A 15914-nucleotide genomic window follows, 5' to 3' on the forward strand; every position below is an offset into this window, starting at 1 on the left:
GAATTGTAGGTGGATAAAAATGAAGTACGGACGCATACCTGAAGAGGTTATTGAGGCTGTACTGAAGCGCCATGATATCGTAGATGTCATCGGCAGGCACGTACATTTGAGCAAACAAGGGCATTATATGAAGGGGCTTTGTCCTTTCCACTCCGAGAAAAGTCCTTCGTTCACTGTCACGCCAGAGAAACAAATTTATCGTTGCTTTGGGTGTCAAGCAGGCGGGAACTTAATTCGATTCATCATGGAAATAGAGGGCCTGAGTTTTGCCGAAGCTATCACGAAGCTTGCAGAAGATGCGGATATCCCTATTACTTGGGAAGAAGTATCAGAGGAGCAGAATGAACAGCAGCAAGAAAAAGCGACCTTAATTAAAGCTTATGAGTTTGCCGCGAAGTTCTACCATTATGTTGTAGGTAATACCGAACAGGGCAAAGCAGCTAAAGGATATCTAACCTCAAGAGGCATCTCTGATAAGCTGATTGACACGTTCCAAATTGGTTATGCACCTGTCATGTGGGACACGCTCGTGCAGCAGCTACAGAAACGAGGGTTTGATTTAGCCCTTATGGAAAAAGGCGGATTGATTTCTGCCAAACATGAAGGTCATGGCTACGTGGACAAATTCCGCGAAAGGATCATGTTCCCTATTTGCGACTCTACAGGCAAAGTCATTGCATTTGCCGGAAGAGCGATGGGCGATGCACAGCCCAAATATTTAAATAGTCCCGAATCTGTGCTTTTTAATAAAAGCAGAACTTTGTATAATCTGCACCTCTCAAGGCCGAATATGAGAAAGCTTCAGCAAGCCGTTATCTTTGAAGGGTATGTGGATTTGATCAAAGCTTGGGAAGCGGGCATCACGAATGGTGTTGCGACGATGGGAACAGCATTAACGAAAGAGCATGCTGCCTTATTGAACCGCAACGCGGATGAAATCGTCATTTGCTATGATGGAGATAATGCTGGACAATCCGCTGCTTATAAGAGCATCCCTTTGTTGGAAGAAGCGGGAAGCAGGGTTACGGTTGCGATGCTGCCAGATGGCAAAGATCCAGACGATTACGTTCGTCAATATGGGGTTGACCGATTCGCTCGGGAGATTATTGGAGCTTCCGTGCCATCGATGAAATATAAGCTCTTATATATTCGCAAAAATTTTAAATTGCACGAGGACGGTGACCGATTACGTTATCTGCAATCCGCTGTAAAGTTAATTAGTCAGTTGCAATCTCCGATGGAACGCGAACATTATCTCAAACAGTTAGCTTCAGAGTTTCCCGATTCATCCTATGAAGCCATGAAGTTAGATCTCCATGAAATCTTATTGCAATCGGAAAAAAACCGACCAGATGGGGATAATAAACCAATTCTGTGGAATAATGTTATGAATAATGGGAGACCAGCGGAACGAACAAGGAAAAAATCGCCTACCTTACTGCCTGCCTATCATAATGCAGAACGCTTGATTTTGGCCGTAATGATGCATGATCGTGATGTGTGTGCGCATGTTGAAGCGCAATTAGGCGACCAGTTTAATGTTGAAGCTCACGCAGTCTTAGCTGCTTATTTATATGCTTACTACGCTCAGTATTTAGAGCCCGATGCAAGCCGATACATTGCCATGCTGCAAGACGAACAGCTGGAGAGCTTGGCAAGCTCCATCGTAATGATGGGAGCAGGCCATGGAATGAACGAACAAGTGATTGACGACTATATTCGCCAAATTCGCAAAGTTCCAATGCAAGAAGAAGTTGAACGTAAGAAAGAAGAACAAGCTCGCGCAGTACGCGAGGGAGACCATCTTAAAGCTGCGCAAATTGCAATTGAAATTATTGCCCTAGAAAAACGGTTGAAGTCATCTTAGCTAAACTGGCATGACTAGGGAGGAGGGAGTCCGTACCATGGCGAATGATCAGCGTACAGAATTAGAGACAGAATTGACCCTGGACCAGGTGAAAGACCAACTTATAGAGCAGGGGAAAAAACGGTCCTCACTAACTTACAAGGATATCATGGAGAAATTAGCTCCCTTCGATCAGGATCCTGAACAAATCGATGAGTTCTTTGAACAACTTTCCGAGCAAGGTATTGACGTGGGGAACGAGTCGGATGAAGATTCGATGAATCCTGAAGAAAACGAGCGCGATGAATTTAACTTCGATGATGACCTGGCTTTGCCGCCGGGGATTAAAATTAATGATCCAGTTCGGATGTATTTGAAAGAAATTGGTCGTGTGCCGCTTCTTTCCGCGGAAGACGAAGTGGGACTTGCCAAACGTATTGAAAATGGGGATGAAGAAGCGAAGCGTCGTCTTGCTGAAGCAAACCTTCGACTCGTTGTTAGTATTGCCAAACGCTATGTAGGTCGCGGCATGCTTTTCCTGGATTTGATTCAAGAAGGTAATATGGGTCTTATTAAGGCTGTTGAAAAGTTTGACCATACGAAGGGTTACAAATTCAGTACCTATGCGACTTGGTGGATTCGTCAAGCGATTACTCGCGCGATTGCAGATCAAGCGAGAACGATTCGGATTCCGGTACATATGGTCGAAACAATTAATAAATTAATTCGTGTTTCTCGTCAATTGCTGCAAGAATTGGGGCGCGAACCTACGCCAGAAGAAATTGCGAAAGAGATGGATTTAAGCACGGATAAAGTTCGTGAAATCATGAAAATTGCGCAAGAGCCTGTTTCCTTAGAAACGCCGATTGGTGAAGAAGATGATTCGCATTTAGGGGATTTTATCGAGGATCAAGAGGCACTAGCGCCAGCTGATGCAGCTGCGTACGAGCTTCTGAAGGAACAGCTTGAAGATGTTCTGGATACGTTAACTGAGAGAGAAGAGAATGTGCTTCGGTTGCGTTTCGGGCTTGATGATGGACGTACAAGAACATTAGAAGAAGTAGGAAAAGTATTCGGAGTTACAAGGGAACGGATTCGTCAGATTGAAGCAAAAGCATTGCGGAAGTTAAGACATCCAAGCCGTAGTAAACGTTTGAAGGACTTTTTGGAATAAAATCGCTAGGAGTGGGCCCTGCCAAATTCGGCGGGGTCTTTTTTTGTGATTTTCCACAGAATTGACTAAAATCTGAGCATTGAATCACCGATAAAGAAGCTAGGATGGTGAGCAAATAGATGGATGCTGAGAGAAGAAAAATTATTGTTAGAGAAATCGATCATTGGCGCCGGAGCAAATTGCTTCCTGAGCATTATTGCGATTTTCTTATGAATTTGTATGTGGATGATATGACGCCTAAACCGAACTCACTTCTAGGTGTTTCGGCAACAACAGTAACAAACAGTAATTGGAAAATATGGTTGTTGGGTTTAGCGGTTATTGCCGCTCTTTCCTTATCTGCTCTTAATTTTAACTCTTTTGGATTGCCAATGCAAATTGGTATTTCCGCACTTTTTGTCATGATTTGTTATGCGGGAGCATACAGACAGTTTAGTCGTACGCCTGTTGTTTCATATGTCTTATGTGGTGTAGCATCTGTTGCCATATTATTATTAGGGCTACATATTATGGATCTGTCGGATGTTCAAAATTCGATTACGTATATTGGTTATTTAGCTTTTTGCAGTTGTATTTGGTTATTAAATGGTTTAGTTGCTCGCATGGCTATTTTTCAAATTTGTGGATGGTTCGGGTTAGTTGGGACGTACAGTTGGTTGTTAATGCAAAAGCTGGAGCATCCATCTTGGTTTTCGCTTGAATTAAGTTGGATTCCATTGAGTGTTGTACTCATATGGATGGCTTGGCTTGCACATCATACGAATAAACAAGCGGCTAGCGTGCTCATGCTAGTAGGAGGCTTAGCTTGGTTTCTACCAGAAGCCATGACGTTTATTGTTGATAATGAACTGAGCGCACGCCTCATTCAAATTTCCTTTACAGCAAAATTAGTTTCAGTAGGCGCAGCATTATTTCTGCTGCGAAAAAAATGGGTAGAGTGGGTAATGTAGCATATGGTTAAATTATCGAAACGACTTCAAATGATCGCGGATCGAGTCCCAGTGGGTTCCAAGGTAGCTGACATTGGTTCTGATCATGCGTTATTGCCAACTTATTTGGCACAACAGGGAATTATTGTTGCTGCAGTGGCAGGGGAAGTGAATCCTGGTCCCTTCGAGGCTGCACAGAGACAAGTACTTGAAAGCGGACTATCTAAGATCATTCAAGTAAGATCTGGCGATGGACTTGCTGTTATTGAACCTGGCGAAGTGAATGTCATTACGATCGCTGGCATGGGTGGGAGCTTAATGGCGAGCATCCTGGAAGCAGGCAAATCTAAGCTTGTTGGTGTTGGGCAATTGATTTTGCAACCGAATGTCGGTGAGGAACATGTTCGTCGTTGGCTATTGCATAACGGTTGGAAGCTAGATTCCGAGACGATTCTTGAAGAAGATGGAAAGATCTATGAAGTTTTGACAGCGTCACTTGCTGGCAGCGAAGAAATAGGCGCTTTAGGCATGCTGTATAAAGAGCGTTCTCTTCCTGACGGTGTTCATGTTTCAAGTGAGCGTTTGCAACAAATGGGGCCTTATTTGATTAATGAAGCTCCAGAAGTTTGGTTTATCAAATGGGAAAGTGAACTTAAAAAGCTTGCCATGATCGTCGATCAACTGAAGTTATCAACAGCTGAAGCTTCCATTGCGAAGGCAGAGCAGGTCAGCCAAGAAATACGTGAAATAAAGGAGGTACTCGCTTGCTTGCAAAAGGTCAAACGGTAATTCAGCTATTCGAACAGCTGGCTCCAAAGCATTATGCGATGGCAGATGACAAAATTGGCTTGCAACTAGGCTCCCTTCAAAAAGACATTACCAAAGTACTTGTTGCACTAGATGTCACAGATGCAGTGGTTGATGAGGCAATTGAAGCGGGTGCCGACCTGATTATTGCGCATCATGCCATTATTTTCAGACCTCTCGCTCATCTTCAGACGGAAACGCCAGCAGGCCGATTATATGAGAAATTAATCAAAAATGATATCGCTGTTTATATTGCCCATACGAACCTGGATGTGGCTGAAGGCGGTGTTAATGATTTACTGTCGGAGCAGCTTGGGTTAACAGATTTGACTCACCTAGAAGATGTGCATACGGAGAAGTTGCAGAAGCTTGTCGTCTTCGTGCCTGAGACTCATCATCAGGTTGTGCTGGATGCCCTTTTTAAGGCTGGAGCAGGGGGCATTGGCCAATACAGCTCCTGCAGCTTTAATATCCCCGGGACGGGGACGTTCCTGCCTCAGGAAGGGGCGAATCCGTTTATCGGGGAAGTTGGTAAGCTAGAACGCGTACAAGAGGTACGCGTGGAAACAATCGTAACCGCGAGCGTTCAGCGCAGAGCGGTTCAAGCGATGTTGAAGGCCCACCCCTACGAGGAGGTGGCCTATGACCTCTACCCGATGGATCTCAAGGGTAGAGTGTTCGGTTTGGGCCGCGTGGGCAAGCTGCCCGCGGCGATGACACTTCGCGAGCTCACGGAGCACGCGAAGGTTGTGTTCGACGTGCCGACGGTCCGCGTCGTCGGCGATCTAGCACGGCCCATCCGCAAGGTGGCCGTGCTGGGGGGCTCAGGCGGCCGCTACATGCGGCACGCCATGTTTGCTGGCGCCGATGTGCTCGTCACCGGCGACATTGACTACCACACCGCGCACGATGCGCTTGCGGCGGGGCTGGCTCTGCTCGACGTTGGGCACAACGTCGAGAAAATCATGAAGCGAGGTGTCGCAGATTACCTCGCTGCGCAGCTGGCTAAGACGGATACGCAGGTCATCGCATCCGCCATCAATACCGAACCATTCCAATTCATGTAGAGCAGGGTTTCTGCTGCCTCTGAAAAAGAAGGAAATGTTCAAGTGTTGTAATTCGAAGTCATACCTAGTATACTAGCCTATGCAATGGAAAGTTTGACAGACAATCGCTGGTTATGGGTAAGCCATAGCGAGAGGAAAGTCCGGGCTCCATAAGGCAGGGTGCTGGATAACGTCCAGTCAACGCGAGTTGAAGGATAGGGCCACAGAAATGGACCGCCGATGGCTTGAAATATAGCACAGGCAAGGGTGGAACCGTGGTGTAAGAGACCACGAGGTTCTATGGTGACATAGATCCTGGTAAACCCCACTTGGAGCAAGACCTAATGGAACGCTAGTTGCTTTCGAGGCAGCAGTCTTCGCCTGAGACGCGTTCGGGTTGGTCGCTTGAGCTGTGTAGCAATGCACGGCCTAGATAGATGATTGTCGCTTCAATAGTGGCAGGGGAGCAGACGCCCGTTATGACCACTGGAAGTACAGAACCCGGCTTACGGCAAACTTTCCAAACAGTCGGTTACCCGCACAGCTATGGCTTTGCGGGTATTTTATTTTAAGTAATGTAGAATGAAAAACCCTCCATTCCCACATATGGGATTGAAGGGTTTTTATATTTTTTACTTCTCAAGCCCCAAACTACCCGCATACTTCTTTGGAACCAAATGCAATTGTCGTGCTAAATCCTGTGGCCAGTAAGACATCGGAGCCGTCTCCTGCTTCGCCATTTGAATCGCTTTGACAACATCAATTAACCCATAACCAAAATATTTATCGTGCCCTTCATCACCTAAGTCCATTGCTGACTGTCGCATGATTTCGTAAACGTCCGTATTTTTCAAGTTAGGGTTAGCGGAACGAATCAACGCGGCCAGTGCAGTCACATGCGGACTAGCCATAGAAGTGCCGGATAAAGCCGCATATTGGTTGTTGGGATACGTACTAGCAATTGTAACCCCAGGCGCAGTGACATCAATATAGTCGCCGTAATTCGAGAAGGGGGCTTTCTCATTATGTGAATCGCTGGCAGCCACCGCGAATACTTCAGGATATGCAGCAGGGTATCCAGGCTGTTCTGTATTATCGTTCCCGCTTGCCGCAATTAGCGCAACGTCTCGATCATAAGCATACTGTATCGCATCATGTAGAAAGCCTGAATCTGCATAATTGCCAAGGCTGAGATTCATAACTTTAGCCCCGTGATCCGTAGCCCAAATGATGCCTTGAGCTACCGAATACGTGCTGCCTGCTCCAGTCTGATCAAGCACTTTTACAGGCAAAACTTTATTAAACCAAGTCATTCCAGCAACACCAAGATTATTGTTCACTAAGGCGGCGATTACGCCAGTTACATGTGTACCATGTCCAACATCATCCTGCGGATTATCATTTCCGCTTATGACATTGTAACCAGGAAGAAGTTGACCTTGCAGATCAGGATGCTTCAAATCAACACCTGTGTCCACAACGGCTACAATCACGTCATTTGCGCCGCGGTTTAATTGCCAGCCTTGAATGGTTTCGATCAAAGGCAGGTTCCATTGGTAACGTTGATACAAATTATCATTTGGCATAAAACTCGAGGAGACAGGTGATTGATTCGTATCAGATTCGCTGTGACTAGTGTTTGAACCCGTCTCATCATGATCCCCAAAGTAATTATTGGTCATATAGAGAAAATGAGGCTCAACATAAGCGACATTCCATTTACTAAAATAGGTAATCAAAGACTTGGCATCCATACTATTTGTCCGGAATACATACGTATACCCGAGCTTTTGCGCGGAGATGGCATTAATTTCATTCTTAATTTGTTTCAGTTGAGCTTCGGATGGATCCGATTTGAAGCGTACCACCACTTCATTTTGTTGATAATGACTAGTTCCTTGGTTATCTTCGGGATGATCGACGACTTTTTCTTTTAACGTATTGGTCTCGACAGCTTTTGTTTTCCAGCGATTCTCATTGGGATATGGCTCAAGTCTTAAATTTTTCATTTGATGATCGGTCACATGCGCAAGCACGTCTTGATGAATGACCCCAATTAGCGAATCTTGGCCATTTGTTGATGGTGTTCCTTGAACGAAATATACTTGCTGTCCAGCTCCAAATTTAGGCGACTGGTAATGCTTGCCGCCATCTACGGCAGATTTAGCTTCTTTCAAATAGGTTGCCGCTTGGTCTTTGTGCTCGGCAGGCAGTTCACCTGACTTGATGCCTTGTTCCCATGTTTGGCCACGTTTGGACCATACGATTACCTCCATTTTCTCATGGTGATTCCGCATGTTTTTCAGCACATTGGTTACAGGCTCACCACTATCGATCTGACCAAGCATCGTCGTATAATCGATGGCACATTGACTTCTGCATAGTTCGTCTGTGAGTTTCACATCCTGTTCTAGCAGTGCAAGCTTAGACGATGTTTCATACTTGGCACTATAAACCTCAGGTCCTGGTTTAGTGCGTTGTGGAGGCTGTGCAGGGTACAGAAGCACCCCTAATCCAAGTACAACCGCAACGGTGGAGAGATAACGCCACATAATCAAGCCCTCCTTTTGTTTGTAGAAAAAGGCCAACTCGTAAATGAAAAACAAATCAACTACAAGTAGGGTTAGGCGAGCGGTAATCTTTTATACATGGCAACAGGTGTTTTACATATACCACTTCGCGATAATTTATGGTAGGATAGAAGTAGCGCAATTATAGGAGGTCTTCTTACATGGCTGTTTTTAATGTGAAAAATGTTTGTGATTCCACGCGTACTAAGCTCAAAGAAACGACGGCCAAAATGGAACTGTTTCTTAATCAACATTCGCTCTCACTGTTAAATGTGGAAAATGATCCAGCAATGGACGAGTTTTACCGCGGGTATTTACAGGACACTCGTCATCTTCTCGTATTTTGTGAAGTGGCTTATGAGAAATTGGGCGTTAGCTTGAGACGTCCTACTTTTAATGTTGATTTTTCCGAAAAAGTGCTCTATGAGGTATATCATACATGTGTTAATACCTTCTTCTATCCTAAGAATGAGTGCTATTCTGAAGACGGTCGCTATGCTTACACTGGACAAGATGCGATTCGTTTCCGCAAAAAACCTTCACGCGAAGTACGTGACTTAACTATCGAATTGTCTAAGGTATTTGAAGAGCTTAGGGAAGACCTGGCATACTATGAAACAGATTACATCACACAGCGCCGTATGCAAGGCGAAAAAGTGTAACACCAACTTAACAATGAAACCTACAAAGGGATGCGATCACCGCATCCCTTTTCATATAGAGGGGGAAAACTTATATGGAGCTAGAACAATTAGTCAACGTTAGCAAAGAAATCATTAAATTGAATCAACATCCTAGCGGAGGCTATGTGGCTTCTCCTCTTTTTCCTCCCTATTCCTATAGTTGGCTCCGAGATGGTACGTTTATTGCCAATGCAATGGATCGTGTGGGAGAAACGAAAAGCGCGGAGCAATTCTATCGCTGGGTATATCGTGTTCTGAAGGATAAGCGTCCGCGGGTATCAGAGCTCCTACGCAAGCATGAGAATAGAGAATGGATTGACCGATCTGAGTTTCTAGGGACGAGATATCAGTTGGATGGTAGAGATGATCATTCGGAGTGGGGTCATTTTCAACTGGATGGATATGGCACTTGGATCTGGGGACTTGCCGAACATATTCGCATAACGGGGGATTCCTCGCTTCTAGAAGAGTTCAGAGAGAGTATAGAACTGACGGTAGACTATATTATGGCGTTCTGGCATTATCCGAATTTCGATTGTTGGGAGGAATATCCCGATTATGTCCATCCAGCAACGTTGGCTTGCTTATATGGCGGTCTGAAGGCGCTAGGTGAGCTGGAAGCACGTCCAGACTTAATAGAGCGAGCGGAGCTCATCCAACATTTTATACATACCCATGCCGTCCATGAAGGGCGCTTCGTAAAGTCTATTCATTGCATTAACGAAGTCTGGCAACCTGCTCATTATGGGGTTGATGCAAGTCTAATGTGGCTAGCGTTACCATTTGGGGTTTGTGAACCCAATGACCCTCGCATGCTAAGAACGGTTCAAACAATAGAAGAGGAGCTCAAGCATGGCGGAATTCAACGCTATATGGAGGATACATACTACGGAGGAGGTGAGTGGTTACTACTGACTGCCTGGTATGGATGGATGCAGGCTGAGCTTGGGAATCAAGCAGAAGCAGAGCGTTCGTTGGCATGGATTGCAAGCAAGGCTGATGACCTTGGACGCTTCCCTGAGCAAGTAGACGATCATCTCCGAGAGCCTGACGTTTATGCGGAATGGATCGCCAGACATGGTCAACCAGCACACCCCTTGCTCTGGTCACATGCCATGTTCTTGGTCTTATCTGACAGGCTTAGCTGAGCATAGATCACTCCTGCAGCGGGCAAATTGTTAAGGGGGTGATAATGATGCCAGCAGTCAAGTGTGCAGTAGCCAATTGTGAATATTGGACACAAGGTAACAACTGTCATGCGGACACGATCATGATTGAAATTGATCAGCACGCGAATGCGGATTACAATGTCGAATTTGCTTCAGAGGAATCGTTTGATACTACGCATCATGATTCTGCGACAAAAGCGGCTAATACGTGTTGCCACACGTTTAAGCCTGCGACCAAACATTAGGTATGTGTAACGCGGAGGTAGCATGAATAAAGAGGACAGTTCTTTAGACAATGCCACCAAGGAGCGATTCCAGAAGAGTCAGCTTCATATCGAGAGCGGACTCCATGCCCAAGAAGAATATGCAGCTGAGATTGCTGTACCTCATAACAGAGGAAGCAGGCGGAATGAACCTGCCTCGACCGTTTCTGATGAGGAAGTCGCTGAGCTTGTAGAAGCTGTAACACGCAACAAAGCGGTGGGATATGTTGCCCTGTTTGTTGCTCTGGCCTCGTTATTTGTATGGCCGGTTTTACTTGGGATTTCGGGTATTATTCTCGGTGTGATCGCTTTTGTAATGGGAAATAAGAGCATGGGCTCTTGGTCCGTTGCACTTGGTATTATTGCCGTAGCCGCTTATTTTTTATTGATTCCCTATTATTCATAAGTTCACGAAGCAAGCTGAGTAATCAGCTTGCTTTTATTTTTTTATGAAAAAAAGCTGAAAAATAGCTCAAGAAGACCATTATTCATGTGTAATAGCGCAATAAGGGCTCATTTTAATGTGTTTACGCCCATTTGCTCGTACTATTTGGCTTCAAGTGTCATATTCGCACCTTTGAATGATTACAGTATTATTATATAATGAGTAGTGATATTTAATCTTATTAAAATCGAAAATTAAGGGAGGTGTACCTACTCTCCTAGGTGCAGCAATTGGCACTTGTTAGGGGATAGGTAAGGTATTGGAAGATCCTTTGCCCGAAACGTTAATCAGTTTTCTGTTAATGTTTGGACTAGTGTTGTTAAACGGTTTTTTTGTTGCTGCTGAATTTGCAATGGTGAAAGTGCGTGGAAGTCGGATTGAATCGCTTGTCGGTGAAGGCCGGCGAAATGCGAAGTTTGCGCAAGGCATTATGAATAATCTAGATGCTTACTTAGGTGCTTGTCAGTTAGGAATCACACTTACTTCATTAGGACTCGGTTACGTAGGTGAACCGACGTTCGCCAAGATTTTGGAGCCATTATTTGCCCCATTGGGATTGCCTGATTCTGTGTTTCACACCATTACTTTTATTATTGCATTTTCATTAATGACGACACTTCACATTACGTTAGGTGAACAGTTTCCTAAAACGTATGCGATTCGTAAAGCAGAGCAAGTTACCTTGCTTTCTGCAGGACCCATGGTATTATTCTACAAAATGATGTACCCGTTTATTTGGACGCTGAATGGCATTTCCAACTGGATGCTTCGCCGAGCAGGGATTGAACCTACAACGGAGCATGAATCTGCACATACGGAGGATGAAATTCGAGTCCTTATGCAGGAGAGTCACAAAAACGGACTAATTGATAACACAGAGCTCACGCTTGTTGATAATATATTCGGATTCGCAGAGACGACGGCTCGAGAAATTATGATTCCCCGCACAGAAATGGAATGCTTATATGCAGGACTTTCTTATGCAGAGAACTTAGCTATCGCCATCAAAGAGATGCGGACGCGATATCCTGTGTGTGATCCAGATAAGGATAATATTATCGGTTTCGTTCACATTAAGGATTTGCTGAAGCCAGATGCCAACCTCAAGGGCATTAAGAAAATTATTCGGCCGATTACGACCGTACCAGATTCCATTCATATCAGTGATTTGCTCAAAATGATGCAAAAGCGCAAAAGTCAAATGGCTTTACTTATTGATGAATATGGCGGTACGTCAGGCTTAGTAACGTTAGAAGACATTATGGAAGAGATTGTTGGGGAAATCCAAGATGAGTTTGACGAGGAGCGCCCAACAATTGAAATGAAAGATGACCATACCTTCTCCATTGATGGACTCTTGTTAATTGACGAAGTGAATGAATACTTCGGACTTGAAATTGAGTCGGATGATTATGATACAATCGGAGGGTGGATTTATTCTCAAACCGAAATTCCCCCTAGTCGTAATCAGCAGGTGAGCTACAATGATGAATTTATGTTTATCGTGGAAGAAACCGATCACTTGCGCATATCGCGTGTTACCGTGAGAAGAGCAATAAATGATAATGAAATGCTTCAACAAAATATTTCTTGAAAGGCTAGAGGGGCGGTCGAGTGACTGCCCTTTTTTCCTGCCTTTGGAAGAAAAGACTAGTCGTCAGGGCTCAAAACGTGTACAATGAGAACAATGAAAAAGTAAAAGCGAGGTCTGAGCGATGAACAGCATCACGAATACGCAAGCCATTGATCCTAGAGTGTTGAAGGAGCTGCTGCAGCTTCAGACCATGAGTAAAATAAGTCTTTTCTCAGATGACACATCATCAGCGAATTCTGATGGTACTAGTGACTTTAGTGAATTATTGAATACATTGATGGGACAAGGTATTGGTACTGGAACTGATGTTCTAGATGCAACTGAACTGAATCCATCGTTAAGTAAACTGCCAAGCGCACTAGGCGCTTTGAATAAATCCTTTACACCATTACAATCTACATTACAAACAACTTCTGTTGATCAATTTGAAGGACTAATTGTACAAGCTAGTCAGAAATTTGGCGTTGATTCTTCTTTGGTTAAAGCTGTTATTCAACAAGAGTCATCTTTCAATCATACAGCGGTTTCATCAGCAGGTGCGAAGGGATTAATGCAGCTTATGGATGGAACAAGCAGTGGTTATGGGGTAACGAATCCGTTTGATCCAAAACAGAACGTTGAAGCCGGAACGCAATTCCTAGGCAGCTTGCTTAAGAAATATAATGGCAATGAAGGCGTTGCACTTGCCGCTTATAATGCAGGTCCAGGTCGTATTGATCGTTTGGGGATTAAGACGGATCAGGATCTGGCGAGTAAACTTCAGTTCTTGCCAAAAGAGACGCAAGCATACGTCTCGAAAGTGCTCGGTCATCGTAACAATTTTGCTCTGTAATTGGTGAAACAAGGGGCTGATCTTCGCATGAATGATGCGGAGATCGGCTTTTCGCATTTTAGCTGACTTACTTGAGTTCTTAGTGGTTATAGGCTTTAATAGTGAAAGGCATCTTAGCTTGTATAGATGAAGTAGTTTATAGGTATGAAGGGGAATCTGCAGAACATGCTTTATATGGATTACGCGGCAACGTCGCCGCTTTATGATGAAGTGATAGATACGATCGCAGAAGTGATGAAATCTCATTATGGCAATCCATCCTCGATCCATCGATTAGGTGTGGAAGCTGAAAAACTTCTGCAGAGTGCGAAGGAGGTCATTGCCTCCGCAATTGATGTAGCTGCGAGTGAGATTATTTGTACGTCTGGCGGGACGGAAAGTAATAACTTAGCAATTAAAGGTGTAGCCTACAACTATCAACAACGTGGCAAACATCTGATTACGACACAAATCGAGCATGCTTCAGTGAAGGAAGTTTTTGCCGAATTGGAGCGGGAGGGTTTTCGTGTTACCTATTTACCCGTCTCGAAGACAGGAAGAGTTCGGTTAGAGGAGCTTCAGGCTGCGATTTGTGAAGATACCATTCTAGTCAGCGTCATGTATGTAAATAACGAGGTCGGCACCATCCAACCGATTCAAGAAATAGGTCGTCTTCTTGCTGGGTATCCCAAGATCATGTTTCATGTGGATGCCGTACAAGGTATTGCGAAACTCCCTCTGCTTCCTAAGGCCTGGGGAATCGATCTCTGCAGTGCATCAGCACATAAATTCCGAGGGCCGAAGGGCGTTGGTTTCTTGTATCGGAGGGCTGGTGTACAGCTCAAACCATTGCTTGCTGGCGGGGGGCAAGAATACGGCGTGCGCTCCGGTACGGAGAATGTCCCTCTAATTGTAGGTATGGCGAAAGCGCTGCGCATGAGTATGGATAATCAAGCAACGAAAATGACGCATAAATACAAGCTTAGTGAGCAATTGCGAGCGGGTATTGCCGCAATTCCAGAACTCGGATTAACGGTTTCTGATGCGGAACAAGAGCTGTCTCCTCATATTGTACATTTTGCTTTTGCGGGGATGAAGGCGGAGGTGGTCGTACACGCATTAGAGCAGAAGGGGATCTTCATATCAACTAGATCCGCGTGCACATCCGGGGAATCAGAACCGAGTGAGGTCATGCTTGCCATGGGCATAAGTCGAGATTTAGCTTCCAGCGGTTTGCGAGTAAGTATTTCTGATGAACATCGGATGCAAGATATTGAGCTGTTTTTTCGCTCGTTACAAGAGGTGGTACAGGAGCTTGCTCCCATGAGAAACCCATCCGTTATCCAAAGGGGGAAGCGAAGATGAAACCGGATTGTCTAATCCTACGGTTTGGCGAAATGATGCTGAAAGGTAAAAATCGCAGCCGTTTTGAAAGAAGTGTTATGATTCAAATTCGTAAAGTTTTGAGTTCTTTTCCGGATGTTAGGTATATTCCTGAATTTGGACGCGTATATGTGGAGCTAGGGGGTGCCGCTTATGAACAGGCTTCTGCTGCTTTACAGCGTGTTTTCGGACTTGCATCCTTCAGTCCAGCTTACCATGCGCCACTAGACTTGCAAGTGATTCAAGAAACAGCGCTGAGGATGATGCAGTCCCTACCTAAACAACCAGCGACCTTTAAGGTAACTGTGCGCAGAGTGAATAAAGCATTCCCGCATGATTCTCAGCAAATGAATTATTTAGTAGGCGGCTATGTGCTTCAAGCTATTCCGGGGTTACAGGTAGATGTTCGAAAGCCTGAAGTAGAGCTGAGAGTAGAAATCCGAGAGGAAAAGGTGCTTTTATACGTAGAAGTAATAGAAGGGGCTGGGGGATTCCCATCTGGAACTAGTGGTAAAGCGCTGCTCATGCTTTCTGGAGGTATTGATAGCCCTGTAGCGGGTTGGTTAGCGATGCGGAAGGGTTTGACGATGGAGGCGATTCATTTCCACAGCTACCCCTATACCAGTGAGCGTGCCAAGGATAAAGTCATTGAGCTTGCGCATCAGTTAGCAGGCTACACAGATGTTATTAAGCTTCACATGGTGTCCTTCACAGAGGTTCAAACCTCAATTCACCGTGCATATCAAGATAATCTGCTTGTCACTCTCATAAGGAGAGCGATGTATCGAATTGCAGAGCGAATTGCTGAACGAGAAGGGCTAGGAGCCCTGGTTACAGGTGAGAGCTTAGGCCAAGTTGCTAGTCAGACTCTGCCAAGTCTACATGCCATTGGGCGTGTGGTGACACTACCGCTTCTACAACCGTTGATGATGATGGACAAGCAAGAAATTATTGGCCTTGCGGAATCGATCGGAACGTTCCCGATTTCTATTCTACCTTATGAAGATTGCTGTTCCTTATTTCTGCCGCCGTCACCGAGCACGAATCCTAACCTCAGTCTGGTGGAGAAGCTAGAGAATAGCATGGGTTTTCTAAATGAGCTTATAGATAAAGCAGTTTTAGAAACAGAAACTATTGAAATCGTTCATGGACAATTGAAAAAGGAATCCAATGCCCATTTATTCTAACTCTTCT

At 44.9% G+C, this 15914-nt stretch carries 14 protein-coding genes and 1 other RNA gene; 14 read left to right on the forward strand and 1 reads right to left on the reverse strand.

Annotated elements, in window-relative coordinates; all coding sequences use genetic code 11:
• Positions 1–19 precede the first annotated feature (19 nt).
• From dnaG to rnpB, 6 genes are all read left to right on the forward strand, one after another.
• Positions 20–1867: a DNA primase gene (gene dnaG / locus J2736_RS12400; protein ID WP_310226939.1), complete on the forward strand. Its 1848-nt coding sequence runs from the start codon at positions 20–22 to the stop codon at positions 1865–1867.
• A gap of 37 nt (positions 1868–1904) precedes the next feature.
• Positions 1905–3020, forward strand: a complete 1116-nt coding sequence (gene rpoD, locus J2736_RS12405) for an RNA polymerase sigma factor RpoD (protein WP_028558036.1) — start codon at positions 1905–1907, stop codon at positions 3018–3020.
• Between the two features lie 209 nt (positions 3021–3229).
• Positions 3230–3970: a hypothetical protein gene (locus tag J2736_RS12410; RefSeq protein WP_310226943.1), complete on the forward strand. Its 741-nt coding sequence runs from the start codon at positions 3230–3232 to the stop codon at positions 3968–3970.
• Between the two features lie 3 nt (positions 3971–3973).
• The gene (locus J2736_RS12415) at positions 3974–4738 is read left to right on the forward strand and encodes a tRNA (adenine(22)-N(1))-methyltransferase (protein ID WP_310226945.1); all 765 of its coding nucleotides are present in this window, start codon (positions 3974–3976) and stop codon (positions 4736–4738) included.
• Entirely contained in the window at positions 4714–5823 is a 1110-nt protein-coding gene (locus tag J2736_RS12420; RefSeq protein ID WP_310226947.1) for a Nif3-like dinuclear metal center hexameric protein, read from the forward strand. Before J2736_RS12415 ends, J2736_RS12420 begins: the two co-directional genes overlap by 25 nt.
• Positions 5824–5911: 88 nt before the next feature.
• Positions 5912–6326, forward strand: an RNA gene (rnpB, locus tag J2736_RS12425) — RNase P RNA component class A.
• A gap of 108 nt (positions 6327–6434) precedes the next feature.
• Here the strand turns inward: rnpB and J2736_RS12430 are convergent.
• Positions 6435–8354: a S8 family peptidase gene (locus J2736_RS12430; protein ID WP_310226949.1), complete on the reverse strand. Its 1920-nt coding sequence runs from the start codon at positions 8352–8354 to the stop codon at positions 6435–6437.
• A 179-nt stretch (positions 8355–8533) separates the two neighbouring features.
• On the opposite strand from J2736_RS12430, the gene J2736_RS12435 reads away from it, so the two are divergent.
• The 8 genes from J2736_RS12435 to thiI all read left to right on the forward strand — a co-directional run bounded on the left by J2736_RS12435 (position 8534) and on the right by thiI (position 15907).
• Positions 8534–9034: a YpuI family protein gene (locus J2736_RS12435; RefSeq protein ID WP_028558040.1), complete on the forward strand. Its 501-nt coding sequence runs from the start codon at positions 8534–8536 to the stop codon at positions 9032–9034.
• Positions 9035–9108: 74 nt separating this feature from the next.
• Positions 9109–10203, forward strand: coding sequence for a glycoside hydrolase family 15 protein (locus tag J2736_RS12440; protein WP_310226952.1), 1095 nt, complete (start codon positions 9109–9111; stop codon positions 10201–10203).
• Positions 10204–10247: 44 nt separating this feature from the next.
• Positions 10248–10469, forward strand: a complete 222-nt coding sequence (locus J2736_RS12445; RefSeq protein WP_397340570.1) for a DUF1540 domain-containing protein — start codon at positions 10248–10250, stop codon at positions 10467–10469.
• A 22-nt stretch (positions 10470–10491) separates the two neighbouring features.
• Complete coding sequence (locus J2736_RS12450; protein WP_310226954.1) at positions 10492–10893, forward strand: hypothetical protein; 402 nt, start codon at positions 10492–10494, stop codon at positions 10891–10893.
• Positions 10894–11233: 340 nt separating this feature from the next.
• Positions 11234–12526 carry a hemolysin family protein gene (locus tag J2736_RS12455; protein WP_310499111.1) on the forward strand — a complete coding sequence of 431 codons (1293 nt, stop codon included), beginning with the start codon at positions 11234–11236 and terminating at the stop codon, positions 12524–12526.
• 121 nt (positions 12527–12647) lie between these two features.
• Complete coding sequence (locus J2736_RS12460; protein ID WP_310226956.1) at positions 12648–13358, forward strand: lytic transglycosylase domain-containing protein; 711 nt, start codon at positions 12648–12650, stop codon at positions 13356–13358.
• A gap of 165 nt (positions 13359–13523) precedes the next feature.
• Positions 13524–14702 (forward strand): cysteine desulfurase family protein, encoded by a 1179-nt coding sequence (locus J2736_RS12465; protein ID WP_310226958.1) that lies wholly within the window; start codon positions 13524–13526, stop codon positions 14700–14702.
• A complete protein-coding gene (thiI, locus tag J2736_RS12470; protein WP_310226960.1) occupies positions 14699–15907 on the forward strand; it encodes a tRNA uracil 4-sulfurtransferase ThiI in 1209 nt (402 codons plus the stop codon). The genes J2736_RS12465 and thiI overlap by 4 nt, the downstream gene beginning before the upstream one ends.
• Positions 15908–15914: the final 7 nt, after the last annotated feature.

The organism is Paenibacillus qinlingensis (assembly GCF_031455095.1).
Lineage (GTDB): Bacteria > Bacillota > Bacilli > Paenibacillales > NBRC-103111 > Paenibacillus_E > Paenibacillus_E qinlingensis_A.